Annotated in this window: 19 protein-coding genes and 1 other RNA gene; 16 read left to right on the forward strand and 4 right to left on the reverse strand. The window is 45.4% G+C overall.

Annotated features, from left to right (window positions below; all coding sequences use genetic code 11):
• The first annotated feature begins 149 nt into the window (after positions 1 to 149).
• The 8 genes from zapE (at position 150) to sspB (ending at position 6860) form a co-directional block, all read left to right on the forward strand.
• Positions 150 to 1253: a cell division protein ZapE gene (gene zapE, locus R7R24_RS14580; RefSeq protein ID WP_054578498.1), complete on the forward strand. Its 1104-nt coding sequence runs from the start codon at positions 150 to 152 to the stop codon at positions 1251 to 1253.
• A gap of 251 nt (positions 1254 to 1504) precedes the next feature.
• Positions 1505 to 1933: a 50S ribosomal protein L13 gene (gene rplM, locus R7R24_RS14585; RefSeq protein ID WP_005372872.1), complete on the forward strand. Its 429-nt coding sequence runs from the start codon at positions 1505 to 1507 to the stop codon at positions 1931 to 1933.
• A 15-nt stretch (positions 1934 to 1948) separates the two neighbouring features.
• Positions 1949 to 2341, forward strand: a complete 393-nt coding sequence (gene rpsI / locus R7R24_RS14590) for a 30S ribosomal protein S9 (RefSeq protein ID WP_005372876.1) — start codon at positions 1949 to 1951, stop codon at positions 2339 to 2341.
• Positions 2342 to 3035: 694 nt separating this feature from the next.
• A complete protein-coding gene (petA, locus tag R7R24_RS14595) occupies positions 3036 to 3626 on the forward strand; it encodes a ubiquinol-cytochrome c reductase iron-sulfur subunit (protein WP_005372877.1) in 591 nt (196 codons plus the stop codon).
• Positions 3626 to 4891: a cytochrome b gene (locus R7R24_RS14600; RefSeq protein WP_005372880.1), complete on the forward strand. Its 1266-nt coding sequence runs from the start codon at positions 3626 to 3628 to the stop codon at positions 4889 to 4891. The genes petA and R7R24_RS14600 overlap by 1 nt, the downstream gene beginning before the upstream one ends.
• The gene (locus R7R24_RS14605) at positions 4888 to 5625 is read left to right on the forward strand and encodes a cytochrome c1 (RefSeq protein ID WP_005372881.1); all 738 of its coding nucleotides are present in this window, start codon (positions 4888 to 4890) and stop codon (positions 5623 to 5625) included. The genes R7R24_RS14600 and R7R24_RS14605 overlap by 4 nt, the downstream gene beginning before the upstream one ends.
• Positions 5626 to 5721: 96 nt before the next feature.
• The gene (gene sspA / locus R7R24_RS14610) at positions 5722 to 6357 is read left to right on the forward strand and encodes a stringent starvation protein SspA (protein ID WP_005372897.1); all 636 of its coding nucleotides are present in this window, start codon (positions 5722 to 5724) and stop codon (positions 6355 to 6357) included.
• A gap of 17 nt (positions 6358 to 6374) precedes the next feature.
• Positions 6375 to 6860, forward strand: coding sequence for a ClpXP protease specificity-enhancing factor (gene sspB / locus R7R24_RS14615; RefSeq protein WP_005387408.1), 486 nt, complete (start codon positions 6375 to 6377; stop codon positions 6858 to 6860).
• 71 nt (positions 6861 to 6931) lie between these two features.
• Here the strand turns inward: sspB and R7R24_RS14620 are convergent, their stop codons facing one another.
• The 4 genes from R7R24_RS14620 to R7R24_RS14635 are packed head-to-tail and all read right to left on the reverse strand — an operon-like array spanning position 6932 to position 10382.
• Entirely contained in the window at positions 6932 to 7600 is a 669-nt protein-coding gene (locus R7R24_RS14620; protein WP_017633609.1) for a BON domain-containing protein, read from the reverse strand.
• A gap of 21 nt (positions 7601 to 7621) precedes the next feature.
• A complete protein-coding gene (locus R7R24_RS14625) occupies positions 7622 to 8212 on the reverse strand; it encodes a phosphoheptose isomerase (RefSeq protein WP_005372901.1) in 591 nt (196 codons plus the stop codon).
• A gap of 3 nt (positions 8213 to 8215) precedes the next feature.
• Positions 8216 to 8584: a YraN family protein gene (locus tag R7R24_RS14630; RefSeq protein ID WP_005372903.1), complete on the reverse strand. Its 369-nt coding sequence runs from the start codon at positions 8582 to 8584 to the stop codon at positions 8216 to 8218.
• Complete coding sequence (locus tag R7R24_RS14635) at positions 8571 to 10382, reverse strand: penicillin-binding protein activator (protein ID WP_005372905.1); 1812 nt, start codon at positions 10380 to 10382, stop codon at positions 8571 to 8573. Before R7R24_RS14635 ends, R7R24_RS14630 begins: the two co-directional genes overlap by 14 nt.
• 68 nt (positions 10383 to 10450) lie before the next feature.
• Between R7R24_RS14635 and rsmI the strand changes: the two genes are divergently transcribed.
• The 8 genes from rsmI to mraY all read left to right on the forward strand — a co-directional run bounded on the left by rsmI (position 10451) and on the right by mraY (position 19138).
• On the forward strand, positions 10451 to 11314 hold the full coding sequence (rsmI, locus tag R7R24_RS14640; protein WP_005372907.1) for a 16S rRNA (cytidine(1402)-2'-O)-methyltransferase: 864 nt from the start codon (positions 10451 to 10453) through the stop codon (positions 11312 to 11314).
• 167 nt (positions 11315 to 11481) lie between these two features.
• An RNA gene (rnpB, locus tag R7R24_RS14645) (RNase P RNA component class A) lies at positions 11482 to 11912 on the forward strand.
• Positions 11913 to 12087: 175 nt separating this feature from the next.
• Positions 12088 to 13038 (forward strand): 16S rRNA (cytosine(1402)-N(4))-methyltransferase RsmH, encoded by a 951-nt coding sequence (rsmH, locus tag R7R24_RS14650; RefSeq protein WP_054578499.1) that lies wholly within the window; start codon positions 12088 to 12090, stop codon positions 13036 to 13038.
• A 5-nt stretch (positions 13039 to 13043) separates the two neighbouring features.
• The gene (ftsL, locus tag R7R24_RS14655) at positions 13044 to 13361 is read left to right on the forward strand and encodes a cell division protein FtsL (RefSeq protein WP_005372920.1); all 318 of its coding nucleotides are present in this window, start codon (positions 13044 to 13046) and stop codon (positions 13359 to 13361) included.
• The gene (locus R7R24_RS14660) at positions 13358 to 15151 is read left to right on the forward strand and encodes a penicillin-binding transpeptidase domain-containing protein (protein WP_155486339.1); all 1794 of its coding nucleotides are present in this window, start codon (positions 13358 to 13360) and stop codon (positions 15149 to 15151) included. Before ftsL ends, R7R24_RS14660 begins: the two co-directional genes overlap by 4 nt.
• 62 nt (positions 15152 to 15213) lie before the next feature.
• Entirely contained in the window at positions 15214 to 16695 is a 1482-nt protein-coding gene (gene murE / locus R7R24_RS14665; protein WP_054578500.1) for a UDP-N-acetylmuramoyl-L-alanyl-D-glutamate--2,6-diaminopimelate ligase, read from the forward strand.
• Complete coding sequence (locus R7R24_RS14670) at positions 16692 to 18056, forward strand: UDP-N-acetylmuramoyl-tripeptide--D-alanyl-D-alanine ligase (RefSeq protein WP_054574276.1); 1365 nt, start codon at positions 16692 to 16694, stop codon at positions 18054 to 18056. Before murE ends, R7R24_RS14670 begins: the two co-directional genes overlap by 4 nt.
• Positions 18056 to 19138, forward strand: a complete 1083-nt coding sequence (mraY, locus tag R7R24_RS14675) for a phospho-N-acetylmuramoyl-pentapeptide-transferase (RefSeq protein ID WP_005372931.1) — start codon at positions 18056 to 18058, stop codon at positions 19136 to 19138. The genes R7R24_RS14670 and mraY overlap by 1 nt, the downstream gene beginning before the upstream one ends.
• Positions 19139 to 19170: the final 32 nt, after the last annotated feature.

The following is a 19170-nucleotide window of genomic DNA, read 5'->3' on the forward strand; positions in this document are numbered from 1 at the left end:
CACGCGGTGCTCGTCCATGTTACTATGGCTTGAACAGCCGATAAAGAAAAATAGCAGTATGTCTTCGGGGACTGATAACTACTTCTCTCTATTCTCAAAGTTGACCCCGAGGTAACCCTTTTCTCTATACCTCTATACGACTTAATACGATGACACCACTACAACAATATCAAAAAGACATAGCAGAACACGGGTTTCAGCGTGATGAAGCTCAGTATCAAGCGGTCGTTGCATTAGACAAGCTTTACCATGCTATCGTTGAATTTCAGTCAGCGCCTGTTCCTCAGCTTTCCAAATGGCAAAAGCTAATGGGGAAAAAAATCGACAAGCCTGAACCACCAAAAGGTCTTTACTTTTGGGGTGGGGTAGGTCGCGGTAAAACCTACCTTATGGATGCATTTTTTGATGCTTTACCGACCCAAAGAAAAATGCGCGTCCACTTCCATCGATTTATGTATCGAGTACATGATGAGTTGAAGCTGTTAGGTGATGTCGAAAATCCGCTATCAAAAGTGGCGGATAAATTTAAAGAAGAAGCCGATGTGGTTTGCTTTGATGAATTTTTTGTTTCCGACATTACTGATGCGATGATCCTTGCAACGCTACTTCAAGAAATGTTCAAGCGGCAGATGATCCTAGTCGCGACTTCAAACATTGAGCCGCAGAACTTATATCGTAACGGTTTGCAAAGAGCGCGCTTTTTGCCCGCGATCGATATGATTTTGGCACGTTGTGAAGTGTTGAATGTCGATAGTGGCGTTGATTATCGCTTAAGAACGTTAGAACAGGCTGAAATATACCATTACCCGCTTGATGAGCAGGCTAGCATAAACCTTAACAAATATTATCAGCAGCTGACTGGAGAGCGTCAGTTTGTTGCTCATCAAATCGAAGTTAACCACCGTCAACTAGCGGTGATTGAAGCAAGCGACGGGGTGCTGCATGCGTCGTTTGCTCAGTTGTGTCAAACTGCTCGCAGTCAAAATGACTACATTGAATTGTCTCGTATTTACCACACTGTATTACTGGCAGATGTTCAACAAATGAACCGAAAAATAGATGATGCGGCGAGACGCTTTATCGCGCTAGTCGATGAGTTTTACGAGCGCAATGTTAAGTTGATTATTTCTGCTGAAGTGCCAATGTCCGACTTATATACTGATGGGCAGTTAGAGTTCGAATTTAAGCGCTGTTTGTCTCGGCTTACTGAGATGCAAAGTCATGAGTATCTCGCGCGTGAACATTTGGCCTAGATCCAAAGGATTCTTAAAAAAGTGAAGAAAAAATTAGTGATTTGGCGCAAAAAAAGGTGATTTTTTCTTCGCTCTTCTCTATAATCCTGCGACCCACCGTTACTGCAGACCTGATTATCGAAGTTATTTCGAAATTGAAGGTCGAGAGTACCAACGACTCGAAGGGGTGATGACTGGGCTCTTAGACAGTGTGGGAGCACTATTGGGTGTTCCTTTAAAGTTTAAAATTTAATTAACGGGTTATTGTTAGCATGAAAACTTTCGTTGCTAAACCAGAAACTGTAAAACGCGACTGGTACGTTGTAGACGCTGAAGGTAAAACTCTTGGCCGTCTAGCAAGTGAAATTGCATCTCGCCTACGTGGCAAACATAAAGCTGAATACACTCCTCACGTTGACACTGGTGATTACATCATCGTTATCAACGCTGAGAAAGTTGCTGTAACTGGTAACAAAGCTAAGAACAAAGTGTACTACCGTCACTCTGAATTCCCAGGTGGTCTAAAATCTATCACTTTTGAAAAGTTGATCGATCGTAAACCTGAGATGGCTCTTGAGCTTGCAGTTAAAGGCATGCTTCCACGTGGTCCTCTAGGCCGTGCTATGTACCGTAAGCTAAAAGTTTACGCGGGCGCTGAGCACAACCATGTTGCTCAACAACCACAAGTACTAGACATCTAATTGGGGATTTCGAAAATGGCAGAGAATCAATACTACGGCACTGGCCGTCGCAAAAGCTCAGCTGCACGTGTTTTCATTAAACCAGGCAGCGGTAACATTGTAGTAAACAAGCGTAACCTTGACGAATACTTCGGTCGTCCAACAGCACGTATGGTTGTACAACAACCTCTAGAGCTAGTTGAACTAACTGAAAAGCTAGACCTTTACGTAACAGTTAAAGGCGGCGGTATTTCTGGTCAAGCTGGTGCTATCCGTCACGGTATCACTCGCGCGCTTATGGAATACGATGAGTCTCTACGTCCTGCTCTACGCGCAGCTGGCTACGTTACTCGTGACGCTCGTTGCGTTGAACGTAAGAAAGTTGGTCTACGTAAAGCACGTCGTCGTCCACAGTTCTCTAAGCGTTAATTTCCTCTTATCGGGAATTATGCTTTTCAGAGTTACTCTGGAAACTGTGTACCAAAAGCTCGGCTCTATGCCGGGCTTTTTTGTATTTAAAGACATCATACTTGTCTTCAAGCAACGAACAGTCTTCATTTATCATCACATTCCGAGTAGGCCTTCTTATTCGTCCTCTTCGTCGAAAGGTTGCCAGTGCCGTTTTATATGTGTGCCTTATTTAATCGCGACTCACCACGCTTTCTCTTGCGATGCAGCATAGATGTATTCATCAGCAAGAATGTCTTTGTATCTTATTCTCCCTGTAACATGTTTTAAAATGACTTACGCTCCTTTTTGAGTATTCTGCGTGCTACAAAATTGAAAATATAAACACAGCAAGCTGAACGCGTAATACGAAATATTTCTCTGTGTAATTAACTGAAAACTACCAAGATAAAAGGTTTTATCCGCTTTCAGCGGGGCTTCTATGTGGTGCTTTCTTGTTACAAATCACATCAATTTTTTATAATTCTGCCGCTTTTGTGACGACGCGAGCGATTTGCCTCACAAATGTTACAAAAAGGTAGCTTTATCTTGTCAAAAAGTAGGGTTTTCTTTATCATTTCCCTCCAATAAATAGAACTAAATTCATTATTTGTTAGCCATGCTCTTATAAGCGGAATAATAACGATCCAAAGGGAGCAAATGGGAGAATGTTTGGATGAGCAACGCGCCTTTAAATAACGGTCGCAGGCGTTTTCTAACCGCTACAACGGCAGTTGTTGGTGGGTTAGGGGCAGTCGCCGTCGCCGTGCCTTTTATCAAATCATGGAATCCGAGTGCTAAAGCCAAAGCGGCGGGCGCACCGGTGGAAGTGGATATAAGTAAAATTGAACCAGGTCAGCTGGTTCGTGTTGAGTGGCAGGGAAAACCTGTATGGATTGTTCGCCGCACTCAAAGCGTTCTGGATAACTTAAAATCGATCGGTGATAAGCTTCGCGATCCACAATCTGAAATGGAGCAGCAGCCTGAGTACGCTCAGAATGAGTTTCGTTCGATTAAGGAAGAGTTTTTCGTCGCAGTTGGTTTCTGTACCCACTTAGGTTGTTCACCAACCTATCTACCTGACTCTTTCTCAGAGCAGGTGCAGGGAGTAAGATCTGGCTTCTTCTGTCCTTGTCATGGTTCTAAGTTCGACATGGCTGGTCGAGTGTTCCAAGGAGTACCTGCTCCGTTGAACCTTGTCGTTCCTAAGCACATGTATTTGAGCGATACCAAGCTCATTGTGGGTGTTGATGAGGGAGATGCATAATGCAAGCAATGTTAGATTGGGTTGAAAAGCGTATTCCTGCAATGAATGCTTATAAAAAGCATTTGTCTGAATACCCAATGCCTAAGAACTTCAACTTTTGGTACCTTTTCGGTTCTCTGGCGATGCTGGTTCTTGTTAACCAAATCCTAACGGGTATTTGGCTAACGATGAACTATGTTCCTTCAGGTGACGGTGCATTTGCGTCTATCGAATACATTATGCGTGATGTAGAGTACGGTTGGCTTCTGCGTTACATGCATTCCACTGGCGCGTCAGCGTTTTTCGTTGTTGTGTATCTTCACATGTTCCGTGGTTTGATCTACGGTTCATACCAAAAACCTCGTGAACTATTGTGGATCTTCGGTATGTTGATCTTCCTTGTTCTCATGGCTGAAGCGTTCATGGGTTACCTACTTCCATGGGGTCAGATGTCATACTGGGGTGCGCAGGTAATCATTTCCCTGTTTGGTGCTATTCCTGTTATCGGTGATGACCTAACGCTTTGGATTCGTGGTGACTACATCATCTCTGGTGCAACGCTAAACCGTTTCTTCGCACTACACGTTATTGCACTGCCTATCGTTTTGCTTCTTCTTGTTGTTCTGCACGTATTGGCGCTGCACGAAGTAGGCTCAAACAACCCGGATGGTATCGAAACTAAGCTGCCAAAAGGCTCAATGGGCGACGATTACAAAACGCAATTCAAGTTCCATGATTACTACACGAAGAAATATGACATCATTGATTCTATTCCTTTCCATCCGTACGGCACGGTTAAGGACTTGGTCGGTGTCGCTGGTTTCTTGTTCTTCTTCTGTTACGTGCTGTTCTTTAACCCAGAAATGGGTGGGTACTTCCTTGAGCCGCCTAACTTTGAAGCTGCAAACCCATTGAAGACACCAGAGCATATTGCTCCGGTATGGTACTTCACGCCGTTCTACGCAATCCTACGTGCGGTTCCAGACAAACTATTAGGTGTTATCCTAATGGGCGCGTCAATTGCAGTGCTGTTCGTTCTACCTTGGTTGGATCGTTGTAAAGTTCGTTCATACCGTTACCGTAGCAAACTTCATCTATTGAATATTGTACAGTTCACTATCGCCTTTATCGCTCTAGGTATTTTAGGTGCGTTACCAGCGACACCAACGTACACACTACTATCTCAGATCTTTAGCTTGTGTTACTTCATGTTCTTTGTGTTGCTGTTCTTCTACAGCAAAAATGAAGCAACCAAACCATTACCAGAGAGGGTGACATTCAAATGAAGAAGTGGATTGTAATTCTATTTGCTATGTTGCCATCACTAGCGATGGCAGCTGGGGCCAATGTTCCGCTGGATAAAGCGAATGTTGACCTTACGGATAAAGCTTCGCTACAAAACGGCGCGAAGTTGTTCATGAACTACTGTTTTGCTTGTCACTCTACGCAATACCAGCGTTACGAGCGTGTAGCAACAGACTTGGAAATTCCAACAGACTTAATGAAAGAAAACCTGATTTTCAATCCTGAAGCGAAAATCGGTGATCTAATGGTCAATGCTATGCCACCGAAGCAAGCGGCAAACTGGTTTGGTGCTCCACCACCAGATCTTACGTTGGTTGCACGAGTTCGTGGTGCTGATTGGTTATACACTTACTTACGCTCTTTCTATGTTGATCCATCTCGTCCATTCGGCGTGAACAACATCGTCTTCCCGAGTGTTGGTATGCCGCATGTGCTTGAAGAGCTACAGGGCATCCCGACGCCGATTTACGATACGAAAATCGTAGATGGCGAAGAAGTACAAGTTGTTGTTGGTACTGAAACCGATGGCACGGGTGAGCTGAGTGAAGGCGAATATGACAAAGCGGTTGGCGATCTCGTTAACTTCTTAGTTTATTCAGGTGACCCAGTGCAGCTTGAGCGTCATGCTCTAGGCTGGTGGGTAATGGGCTTCTTAGTGCTTCTAACCATCGTTGTTGTGATGCTCAAGAAAGAGTATTGGCGCGATGTGCATTAATTGTGCTAAAATACCGTGCTAATTCCCAATTTTAATTGATGTACAATGGAGGCTTAGCCTCCATTGTTTTTATTTGTAAGTGTACTGGAGGGCTCCATGGCTGTAGCTGCCAATAAACGTTCTGTGATGACTCTTTTCTCAAGTGCATCAGATTTGTATAGCCATCAGGTTCGCATTGTACTAGCTGAAAAAGGCGTAAGTGTTGAAGTTGAGCTTGTTGACGAAGCAAACCTTCCTGCTGAGCTTGTTGAGCTAAACCCATATAAATCAGTGCCAACTCTTGTTGACCGTGAGCTAGCTCTTTACGATTCAAAAATCATCATGGAGTACTTGGACGAGCGCTTCCCTCATCCACCTCTAATGCCGGTTTACCCTGTTGCTCGTGGCAACAGCCGCTTGATGATGTACCGTATCGAACGCAACTGGTATTCACTCGCTGAAAAAGTGATGAAAGGTAATGCGGAAGAATCAGAAAAAGCACGCACAAAGCTGCGTAATGATCTTCTGACGTTAGCGCCAATTTTTGCTGAATATGAGTACTTCATGAGCGAAGAATTCAGCTTGATCGATTGTTACCTAGCACCACTATTGTGGCGTTTGCCTCAACTTGGTATCGATCTTGTTGGCCCTGGTTCAAAAGAAATCAAGGTATACATGAACCGCGTATTTGAACGTGATTCGTTCCTTGCTTCTTTGACTGAAGCTGAACGTGAAATGCGCCTAGTTCGCTAAGCGATTTAAAACACGTTATGGATATTGCAAAAATGACTGCTCGCCGCCCGTATATGCTTCGCGCATTTTACGATTGGTTAGTAGACAATGACTTGACTCCTCACTTGGTTGTGGATGCAACAATGCCAGGGGTGCGTGTCCCGGTTGAATTTATTCAAGATGGTCAAATTATTTTGAATATTGCGCCACGTGCAGTGGGTAATCTTGAGTTAGGTAATGATGCGATTACCTTCCATGCTCGCTTTAGCGGTCGTCCGCACTCAGTGATCGTGCCTGTGTATGCTGTTCAAGCTATTTATGCACGTGAGAATGGTGCTGGTACTATGTTTGAACCAGAAGAAGCGTACACTCACATCGAAGAAGAAGCGATGACCGAGGAAGAATCATCCCCATCGTTCACAACGGTTAGCGATGAGCCTTCTGAGTTAGTTTCTGATTCAGATGCCGAAGAGGACGATGCTCCTCGACCAAAAGGCAAACCAAGCTTAAGAGTGATTAAATAATAAAAAAGCAGCGTAACGCTGCTTTTTTCTTTTTAACTTGTTGAAGATGATTTCAAGCCAGACTTTGGAAATTACTCACTAATCGTAAAGACTTCGACGTTCTCTTCACTTTCTGTACTTGCCTCACTTTCTATTGTTTGTACACCGTCACTCGGTAAGTCTACTTCAACAGGCTCCATTTCGCCGTATTGGAACCCTTTAATGACTTGTTTTACGCCTGAGATATTACGCGCGATTTCTGTCGCTCGATCGCCTTGCTCTGGCGTGACATAACCAAACAGAAAAACGTCGCCATCTTCGGTGATCACTTTAACCTTAACACCATTAAGCTCAGAATCAGTAAGCAAAGCTGACTTTACTTTGGTTGTGATCCAGCTGTCATTGCTAATCTGGGTAACAGTGAGTGGCTCTTTTTGTTTGATTTGATTGTGTATGACTTTTACACCACTAACTTCTCGAGCCCTTCGCTCTAAAGCAAGGATAAGGTCTTGTGTCGGAGCTTGTCCCATAAGGACTACAGTCCCATTATATGAACTGGCAACGACACGTACTTCACCTTTAAACGGTGCTTTATTGCCGATCGCCGCAACTTCGAATTCAATGTTATTGTCCTGCCAGATTTGTTTTGTCGTGCGTGTGTCCGTGACAATATTCGCTGTGGTTGCTGCACCTGCGATAAACAAACCTGCGCAACCACTTAAACTCAATGCTGTTAATAAGATAACAAGGCTACGTATCATAATTCTGACTCTCAGTCTTGGTTACTCTTCGTGAGCAGGGAAAAGCACCTGGTCAATAAGATCACAAAGGCAATGGAGTGTTACCATATGTACTTCGTGAATACGTGCAGTGCGGTGTGATGGAATACGAATTTCGACGTCGTTCTCACCGAGCAGTCCTGCCATCTCTCCGCCATCTTTTCCTGTTAGCGCGATAATCGTCATGTCTCGAGTTACGGCTGCTTCCATCGCTTTGATAATATTTTTACTGTTACCGCTAGTCGACATGGCAAGCAAAATGTCGCCTGGTTGACCAAACGCTCGTACCTGTTTTGAGAAGATTTCCTGGTAGTGGTAATCGTTGGCCACTGCGGTTAGGGTGGTATTATCGGCGGTTAAGGCCATTGCTGGTAGGCTAGGGCGCTCAGTTTCAAAACGGTTTAAAAGACAAGAAACAAATTGTTGAGCGTTTGAAGCACTGCCGCCATTACCACAACATAAAATTTTATTGCCATTAAGCAGGCTCGACACCATCGCTTGAGCTGCATGAGTAATGGCATCAGGCAGCGCCTCTGCTGCTGCGATTTGAATTTGAATACTTTCTGTAAAGCTGTCTTTAATGCTGTCTAGCATCGCTTATCCTTCAGAGATTGCGTTTTCTATCCAGTTGATATCTCGACCATTATCATGAATGGCGATGACATCAAATCGATAATCGATATTGTGTTTTAAGCGCTTTTGTTGGCTAAGCCAAACTTGTGCGGTTTTGACTAGCTTGCGCATTTTAGCGTGCGTCACCATTTCTGCTGCCGAGCCAAAGTGATTGTTCTTACGGTATTTGACTTCAACAAACACAATAGTTTCACCTTGTTGGAAGATTAAATCAATCTCACCGACCTTAGTCAGAAAATTTTGTTCAATAAAGTTTAAGCCCTGGCGTTGTAAATACTGCTTCGCCAGAGCTTCATATTGATTTCCGATTTGGCGCTTGCTAAAGAGCCCCACGCTCAGCCCAGCTTAGCTCACGCTGTACAACACAATTATTGTCGATACTTAAAATACCGGTTTGGCCGCCAACTGAGTAGCCCGGAACGACCTTCATTTGTGGCAGCTCCCCAATCAATTTATACGCATCCATACCCAGTGCTTTCAAACGTTTTTCCATGTTAGATTGCTCTGACCACAACTCGTTCATTTCAGCGGTCACGCTAGGGTCTGGGTCAATCAGCAATGGAATATCGCTGTAGATGATGCCTGTTAGATCTTCGTAAGTCGCGCCGCCACTGTTGCTACGCGAGCTAGAGAAAATTTGTGGCGCTTTGGCGTCTGGATTAATCGCTACCTCAATAAACGGCTTAATCAAAGTCAGTTCCGTGCTTCTAGCAACAATATAAACCGCATCGACATCACGACGGCTACGTGGCTGTGTTTCAAGCTTGATACGCATTAGTGATTGCATCTGAGCAATACGTTGTTTGCTTTCTTGCAGACCAAATACTTCATTGATGTCTTTTTGAAGTTGGCGCTTGTCACCAAAATAACTTGCTGCGACTTTATTAGAGCTGTACTTGCGCCACTCTTTGTTGAACGCTTCAGTTACACGTTCACCAAAGCTGCCCTTTGGTGCCAGAATCAGAGGGAAGTTATAGCCTTCGCTGAACAAGTGTTTCGCTGCTTGTGCGGCTTCTTGTTCCGGTGATAATGCCAAGTAGCAAATATTGCTATCTGGTTGCACATCTTCGGGAATATTTAGCGCAAGGGCTGGAATCGTAGGACCATTTTCTGAGCCATCCATGGTTGTGTGCAATAGCTCAACGTTCTCTTTTTCTAGAGGACCAACAACAAAATCGATGTTTTCATTGATCAAACGTTGTTTAATTTGGTCGGCGTTATACGCATTAGTGTCTATTACCGTGAGGGTAGCGCTTGGATCACGGTTACGATCATTCATCATCGCAAACACAAAACCATCACGAATTAATTGCGCTTGTGGCGAGAATTTACCAGTAAGCGGCAGTAACAAAGCGGTGTTGTTTGGTTTAACGATGTCTAGAGAGAGAATGTTTTGAATCTCTTCTGGTGTGTAGATAGCGGCTGGGTGCGATGGGTTCTCGTTTAACCAGCGTTCTAGGGTATTTTTTAGTTGGGATAAGTTGCCCGACAGCGTTTTCGCATAAATAGCGAGTTGTAGCCAACCATCCAAAACATCTTCATTTGGCTCTGTTTCTAATGAGGTCAGTTCGTACTCGGAGTAGCTGCCAAAGTTCATCCAAATACGGCTAGAAATCTCTCTCTGCTCCGCGGACGATGCATATTGGCCAAATGCAACCAGTTGGCGGTTTGCCTCAAACGCTTGGTTAAGACCTTGATAAGCGTCGGCACGCATCAAGTAATAGTCTTTCCATTGCTCATTTGGCAACTTCCACCAAGGTTTAAAATTCAACAATTGCAGCAACTGAGAGTAATTACCCTGTTTTTGCTGTATGGTCGCACGCGCTAGTTGCCACTCTGCTTGCTGAACTTCGGTTAACTGTTGACGAGCCAGGCGCTTGATCAACATTTCTGCTTGATCAAACTGGTTTGCTTGAATCGCGGCTTTGGTTGCCATGATCAACCAGTCATTTTGTAAACTGCCTTCCGTGCTATCAGCTTGGATCATATAGTTCTGAACAGACTGAGTAGGCTCAAGTGTTACATCAACGCCATCAGGCTGTCTTGGACCTGAAGAACAGGCGGCGAGCGTAATTGCTAGTGCAACAGGAGTAAGTATGCGTGGTACACTGAGTCTCTTATGGTTAATCATTGCCGTGAGTTCTCTATAATTTTGTACAAAATTGTCTCTATATTAATCGTTGAAGTGATGGTAAACAAATGACAGATAAAAATAAGTTGCCGAATGAGGGGCCAACTCTCTATATCGTACCGACTCCAATCGGAAATTTAGCGGATATCACCCAACGTGCTATCGAAATTCTGTCGACTGTGGACATCATTGCCGCTGAGGATACTCGACATACGGGCAAATTACTGTCTCACTTCAATATTCAAACCAAAACTTTTGCTCTACATGACCACAATGAGCAGCAAAAAGCACAAGTTTTGGTAGAAAAGCTGCTTTCCGGTCAGTCTATCGCATTAGTTTCTGACGCTGGTACGCCACTTATCAGCGACCCAGGATACCATTTGGTGACAAAATGTCGTCAAGCGGGCGTTAGAGTTGTGCCTCTTCCAGGTGCTTGTGCGGTCATTACGGCGTTAAGTGCCTCTGGCTTGCCATCGGATCGCTTTAGCTTCGAAGGTTTTTTACCACCGAAAAGCAAAGGTCGTAAGGATAAATTCCTAGAGATTGCTTCGGTAGAGCGTACGTGTATTTTTTACGAGTCACCGCACCGTATTTTAGACTCTCTACAAGACATGTTAGACGTTCTTGGCCCAGATAGAGAAGTTGTGTTGGCAAGAGAGCTAACAAAAACCTTTGAAACCATTCAAGGCATGCCGTTAGGTGAGCTGATTGAATGGGTGAAAAGTGACGATAACCAACAGCGTGGTGAAATGGTATTGTTGGTACATGGCCATCGTGAAACAACAGACGACTCACTACCTGAAGATGCTTTACGCACGTTAGGCATTTTGACCAAAGAGCTGCCTTTGAAAAAAGCAGCTGCTTTGGTGGCAGAAATACATAACTTGAAGAAGAATGCGTTATATAAATGGGGCTTAGAAAACTTAGACTAAGTGCCACTAGCGAGATAAATGGTCAATGAGGGCTGATGTTTAGGCATCGGCCTTTTTATTATCTATTTTTGGCACGTTGACTAAAAAATCATCACTTAGTGCATTCATTTCATCATATCTGTGATCTAACTAGACTCTGAAGTGAGAACTCTATACAATCCGCCCTCGGAGCTGACTGGGTAGTCGCTGCTTTGTTGATGTCCTTCGGGAGACTGACGTCGAAGTCCCTTTGGGAGACTGACGTTGACGTCCTTCGGGAGACTGACAAAGGGGAGGAAAGTCCGGGCTTCATAGAGCAAGGTGCCAGGTAACGCCTGGGGGGCGCAAGCCTACGACAAGTGCAGCAGAGAGAAGACCGCCGATGGCCCGTAAGGGTACAGGTAAGGGTGAAAGGGTGCGGTAAGAGCGCACCGGACGACTAGCAATAGTTCGTAGCAGGGTAAACTCCACCTGAAGCAAGACCAAATAGGCCTCCACATTGCGTTGCTCGCGTAAGGAGGCGGGTAGGTTGCTCGAGCCAGTGAGTGATTGCTGGCCTAGACGAATGGCTACCGCCGCGCAAGCGGAACAGAACCCGGCTTATGTGTCGGCTCCACCTATTCGAGACCCATCTCTACTTCGGTAGTGATGGGTTTTTTGCATTTAATTGACGCAAACTATGTCATTACCAATAAACTTGGCGTAAATCACGTCTAACTTTAGACTTGTGGTGGCGATGATGTAGGAAATCAGTACACTAAAGAATCGCTTCAAGATCATTCAACGAGAAAGCTATGACCGAAACCTTCCAACATATTTCCGTGTTATTAAATGAATCCATTGATGGCTTAGCTATCAAACCAGACGGCGTCTATATTGATGGAACATTTGGCCGTGGCGGTCACAGCCGGACAATTCTATCTAAACTCGGTGAAAATGGCCGACTGTACAGTATCGACCGTGACCCTCAAGCGATCGCTGAGGCAGGCAAAATCAATGACCCTCGCTTCACCATTATTCATGGTCCATTTTCTGGTATTGCTGAGTATGCTGAAGAGTATGGGCTAGTTGGAAAAGTGGATGGTGTTCTGCTGGATTTAGGCGTTTCTTCTCCTCAGTTAGACGACGCAGAGCGTGGCTTTAGCTTTATGAAAGACGGTCCGCTAGATATGCGTATGGACCCGACATCAGGTGTTCCAGTATCTCAATGGTTGATGGAAGCAGACCTCGATGATATCACTTGGGTCATTCGCGAGTTTGGGGAAGATAAACATGCGCGCCGTATTGCAAAAGCGATTGTTGCCTACCGTGAAGACGAAGAAAATGAGCCAATGGTTCGCACTGGTCAGCTGGCAAAATTGATTTCAGATGCCGCACCGAAAAGTTTTAAAGAGAAAAAACACCCTGCGACTCGTGCTTTCCAGGCTTTTCGTATTTACATCAACAGTGAGTTAGAAGAAATTGATACGGCACTTAAAGGCGCGGCGAGCATTCTGGCTCCTGAAGGCCGTTTATCTGTGATTAGCTTTCACTCTCTGGAAGACCGTATGGTCAAACGTTTTATCCGTAAAGAGAGCAAAGGGCCTGAAGTGCCATACGGTATTCCAATGACGGAAGAGCAAATTCGTGCTCTTGGTAGTGCGAATATGAAAGCGGTGAGCAAAGCGATTAAGCCAAGCAAACAAGAAATTGAAATGAACCCTCGCTCGCGCAGCTCTGTGTTAAGAATTGCGGAAAAGCTTTAATTATTATGACGAAATCCACTCCTAATCTTGCTAAGTTGATTGCAACAGATCTCCTCACTGTTGGTCGCTGGCCATTACTGTTGTTGCTATTGATCGTGGCATCGGCAATGGGAGTGGTATTTGCTACCCACCATGCGCGTCAAGCGATTACCGAGAAAGACCATACGTTGGTTGAACGAGAACGATTAGATAGCGAATGGCGTAACTTAATGTTGGAAGAAACTGCCCTCGCGGAACACAGTCGTGTTCAAGACCTTGCCAAAAAAGAACTTGAAATGAAACGACCTGATGGCGATAAAGAAGTGGTTGTCACGCTCAAATGATTAGAAAAAAATCCAACACGAAACAAGCCAATAAGCGTAAACCTGTAGCAAAAGAGAAAGCGGCTACGGGGGATAAGAAAACCGATAACAAAGCAGTGAAAGTGGCGGTCGAAGAATCTTTCTTGATTCGTTGGCGCTTCCATCTATTACTGTTTTTTGTTTTTTGTGCATTTGCCCTTTTGGTGGCACGCGTAGCCTACATCCAAATCATTGAGCCAGATAACCTTATTAAACAAGGTGACCTACGTTCGGTTCGTGTTAAATCCATTCCTTCTGCTCGCGGTATTATTTCGGATCGAAATGGTGAGCCGCTTGCTGTCAGTGTACCGGTTGAGGCGGTTTGGGCAGATCCTGCCACTATATTTAAAGAAAACGCGTTAAGCCAGACCAAAAGTTGGCATGCATTAGCGGATGTTCTTGGTATTGACCGACAAGGGTTAATAGACAAAATCAAGCGCAATGAAAAACGCCGCTTTATCTACTTGCAGCGCCAGGTCAGTCCGGCCATGGCGAACTATATTCGTGAGCTAAAGCTGCCAGGTGTTGGCCTTAAGTCGGAATCTCGTCGTTATTATCCTGCAGGTGAGGTTAGTGCTCACTTAGTCGGTGTAACAGGCATTGACGGGCATGGCCTAGAAGGTGTGGAGCGTAGCTACGATGAGTGGCTCACTGGCGCGGCGGGTAAGAAAACTATTCGTAAAGACCGTTATGGTCGTGTTGTGGAAAACATTGCTTGGCAAGACAAGCAAGAAGGTAAATCACTTCAGTTAACCATCGATCAGCGCCTACAGGCGATTGCGTATCGTGCGATTAAGCAAGCCGTTGCGGACCACCGCGCCACTTCAGGTTCCGTTGTCATGTTGGATGTAAAAACGGGCGCCGTATTGGCCATGGTTAATGCTCCTTCTTACAACCCTAACAATCGTAGCGATTGGCAAAGCTATCAAATGCGTAACCGAGTGATCACGGACTCAATGGAGCCTGGTTCGACCATTAAGCCTTTCGTTATTTTAGCCGCCTTAGAAAATGGGATAGCCGATAAAGATACCATCGTAGATACCGGTAATGGTGTCCTACGTTTAGGTGGTAGTCGAGTCAGAGATGTCTCTCGCGTAGGCAAAGCGAGCTTGACCACGATCCTTAAAAAGTCGAGTAATATCGGTGTGACGAAGCTAGCAATGCAAATGCCGGTAGAGGCGCTTCTTGGGATGTACAGTTCAGTGGGTTTTGGTGAGCTTTCTGGCCTAAACCTAGTTGGGGAAGTGACGGGTATTTTTCCTACACGAACTCGTTGGTCGCCAATTGAACGCGCCACGATTGCGTTTGGTTACGGTCTATCAATTACACCAATCCAGCTAGCCCATGCTTATGCGACGCTTGGAAACCTTGGCAAATACGAGCCTATTCATATTATTGAAAGCAATGATCATGACATGTCACGTCAAGTGGTGAGTGCGAAGTATGCGCGTCAAGTATTAGACATGTTGGAAACCGTAACTCAAAAAGGGGGCTCGGCTCGCAGAGCGGCAGTTCCTGGTTATCGAGTAGGAGCGAAAACGGGTACATCACGTAAAGCTTCTGCCGGTGGGTACAGCGACGAGTACATCACCTACACGGCTGGGCTTGCTCCGGTTAGCGATCCGCGAATTGCTTTAGTAGTGATCGTAAACGAGCCTCAAGGCGATGACTACTATGGTGGCTCGGTAGCGTCTCCTGTCTTCTCTGAAATCATGAAAGGCGCGCTACAAATACTCAATGTTGCACCTGACGAAAACAAATTCCAACAGTAAGCCCTGTGGTTTACTGAGCAAACAAAATTAAGAAAACCTGAGCCAAAGCTCGGAGAACAAATATGACTAAAGCCATCAGTATGGACGTGCTGCTTTCCCCTTGGGTGGATTGCCCTAGCTTATCGTCCGTTCTTGTTTCTGAATTGGAGCTCGACAGCCGAAGAGTTCAACCTGGAACCACGTTTGTAGCAGTGATTGGCCATGTTGTGGATGGGCGTAAATTCATTGCCTCTGCAATTGAGCAAGGTGCAAATGCAGCCCTGGCGCAAGCCTGCGATGTCAAAACACATGGTACGGTGGAAATCATTGATGATGTTCCCGTCATTTACATTGATAGGTTGGACCAACGTTTATCCGCAATTGCTGGAAAGCTTTATGCTTACCCTGATATGGATTTGATTGGTGTCACCGGCACCAACGGCAAAACCACCATTACCCAGTTAATAGCGCAATGGCTAGAACTGCTTGACCATAAAGCGGCGGTAATGGGAACAACAGGAAATGGCTTCCTCAATAACTTGCAACAAGCTGCGAATACAACGGGGAATGCCGTTGAAATTCAGAAAACGCTCTCCTCTCTCGCAAATCAACAAGCCACATACACCGCGCTAGAAGTATCTTCCCATGGCCTGACGCAAGGTCGTGTCAAAGCATTATCATTTGCGGCGGGCGTGTTTACTAACTTAAGTCGTGACCATCTTGATTACCATGGCACGATGGAAGAGTATGCCAATGCAAAGCTTGGGTTGTTCACGCAACACCAATGTGAACGTGCCATTATCAATGTTGATGATGAAGTAGGTCATCAATGGGCGTCGCAGTTAAGTAATGCGGTCGCTGTTTCGCTCAAACCGAACACTGAATTTGAAAGCGCAATTTGGGCGACGGAAGTCAGTTACGCGGAGTCAGGGATTACTATTAAGTTCGATGGTAAATTTGGCTCAGGTGAATTGCACGCGCCATTGATTGGTGAGTTTAATGCAACCAACTTAATGCTCGCTTTTGCGACCTTATTAAGCTTAGGTAAAGAGAAACAAGCGTTACTCGAAACCGCAGGTCAACTGCAACCTGTACTCGGCCGAATGGAGTTATTCCAAACTGAGGATCGTGCCAAAGTCGTGGTTGATTATGCCCATACTCCTGATGCTTTAGAAAAAGCGCTGCAAGCTTTACGAGTTCATTGTGAAGGCCAGCTGTGGGCTATTTTTGGCTGCGGTGGCGATCGCGATGCAGGTAAGCGCCCAATGATGGCGGAAATTGCAGAGCGTCTAGGCGACAGAGTGGTGTTGACTGACGATAACCCACGCAGCGAAGACCCGGTTCAGATTGTGAAAGACATGTTAGCTGGGCTGTCAAAACCTGCTGAAGCGATTGTTCAGCATGACCGCTTCAAAGCACTGTCTTATGCCATTGAAAATGCTTCGCCAAACGACATTATCTTGTTAGCTGGGAAGGGTCATGAAGATTATCAGATTCGTAATGGCGAAACGATTCATTACTCCGACCGCGAGTCCGCAATGCAACTTTTAGGATTGACCTCATGATCAAAGTAACGTTATCTCAAATTGCAGACATCACACGTGGCGAGCGATTCGGCGACGATCTACTTATCGACGCGGTTTCTACTGATACACGAGCGATTGAGCGTGGGGCTCTATTTGTGGCGTTAGTAGGGGAGCGCTTTGATGCGCACAACTTTTGCCAACAAGCGGTAGATGCAGGTGCCGGTGCTTTACTCGTGGAAAAACGCTTAGATGTGAATGTGCCGCAAATTGTGGTGTCGGATACCAAACTTGCATTGGGTGAATTTGCTTCTTGGGTGCATCAAGCATGCCAAACACCTACCGTTGCGATCACCGGAAGTTGCGGTAAAACGACCGTAAAAGAAATGGTTGCGAGTATCCTGCAATTGAAAGGCAAAGTGCTATTCACGGCGGGTAACTTCAATAATGATATTGGTGTTCCGTTGACATTATTACGCTCACAGCAGGATGATGATTATGCCGTGATTGAGCTTGGTGCTAACCATATAGGTGAAATTGCTTACACGACTCAGTTAGTAAAACCAGATATCGCGTTAGTGAACAATGTAGCAGCCGCTCACCTTGAAGGCTTTGGTTCTATCGATGGCGTGAAACAAGCCAAAGGTGAAATCTACCAAGGCCTTTCAGCTGGTGGTATTGCGATTGTTAACCTAGACAGCAATGGTGAAGCCAAGTGGGATGAAGTGTTAGCAGATAAGAAAGTCATTACTTTTTCACAAAGTAATACTGATGCAGACTTCTTCGCTTCTAACATCGTATTGAACGCCGCAGGTGAAGCAAGCTTTGACTTACATATCGCAGCAAGCTCACAAGAAATTGAACTGTCTCTGGGTATTATAGGTCAACACAACGTTGCGAATGCCATCGCTGCTTCTATTATTGCGTTACAAATGGGCGCCACATTAGAAGAGGTTCGAGCTGGCCTTAAACATTTGAACAAAGTGAAAGGTCGCGTCGAGGTTGAAGCGCTGAGCGAAAAGATAAAATTGATTGACGACAGCTACAACGCGAGCGTGCCAGCCATGAAAGCGGCAGTTGATTTATTGGCCGCTTTCCCAGGTCAACGCTGGCTGATTTTAGGTAATATGGCGGAATTGGGCGAGGAAAGTCTTGCACTTCATCGTCAAGTCGGGGAACATGCTGCCCCACAAAAATTTGAACATGTTCTCACATATGGTGCAGACGCCAAGGTGATCAGTGATCTTTGCCAAGGCATTCATTTTGAGACGCACCAAGAGATGATTGAATACATCAAGCAGCATCTAGACCAAGCCGTTCCTGAAAACCATACGATATTGGTGAAAGGAGCGAACGGTGCACGTATGTTTGAAGTCGCTGCTGCTTTGAAGGAGTATTATTAATGATTATTTGGCTTGCCGAGCTGCTACAGCCATACCTGTCTTTTTTCCGATTGTTTGAATACTTGTCTTTTCGAGCAATCCTAAGCGTATTAACCGCTCTAGGTCTGTCATTATGGATGGGACCAATCATGATCAAGCGTTTGCAAATGCTGCAAATTGGTCAGGTAGTGCGTAACGAAGGTCCTGAATCTCACTTTAGTAAGCGTGGTACCCCAACAATGGGCGGTATCATGATCTTAGCGGCCATCTCAATCACGATTTTGCTATGGACAGACTTATCCAACCCTTACGTATGGGCGGTACTGACAGTCTTACTTGGCTACGGTGCGGTCGGATTTGTTGATGATTATCGTAAAGTGGTACGCAAAAATACCGATGGCTTGATCGCGCGTTGGAAGTACTTCTGGCAGTCGTTGATCGCGTTTGTCGTCGCTTTCGCATTGTATGCTTACGGTAAAGACACAGCAGCAACTCAGCTAGTGGTGCCATTCTTTAAAGACATCATGCCGCAGCTTGGTTTGATGTATATCATTCTGACTTACTTTGTCATTGTAGGTACAAGTAACGCGGTCAACCTGACTGATGGTCTAGACGGTTTGGCAATCATGCCAACGGTTCTTGTTGCAGCAGGCTTCGCGGTTATTGCATGGGCGACCGGTAACGTTAACTTCTCTGAATACCTTCATATACCATACTTACCACATGCTTCTGAGTTAGTTGTCGTATGTACAGCAATCGTAGGTGCAGGCCTTGGTTTCTTGTGGTTTAACACGTACCCAGCACAAGTGTTCATGGGCGATGTGGGCTCACTAGCGCTTGGCGGTGCATTGGGCACCATTGCTGTTCTAGTTCGTCAAGAGTTGGTGTTGGTGATCATGGGTGGCGTATTTGTAATGGAAACGCTATCAGTCATCCTGCAGGTAGGTTCTTACAAATTACGTGGTCAGCGCATTTTCCGTATGGCACCAATTCACCACCACTACGAATTGAAAGGTTGGCCAGAACCTCGCGTAATCGTGCGCTTCTGGATTATTTCTATGGTTCTTGTTCTGATTGGTCTTGCGACATTGAAAGTGCGTTAATCGCGCTTTCCAAGAACAAGATTTACAGTGTG

This window comes from Vibrio sp. 704, from assembly GCF_033339295.1.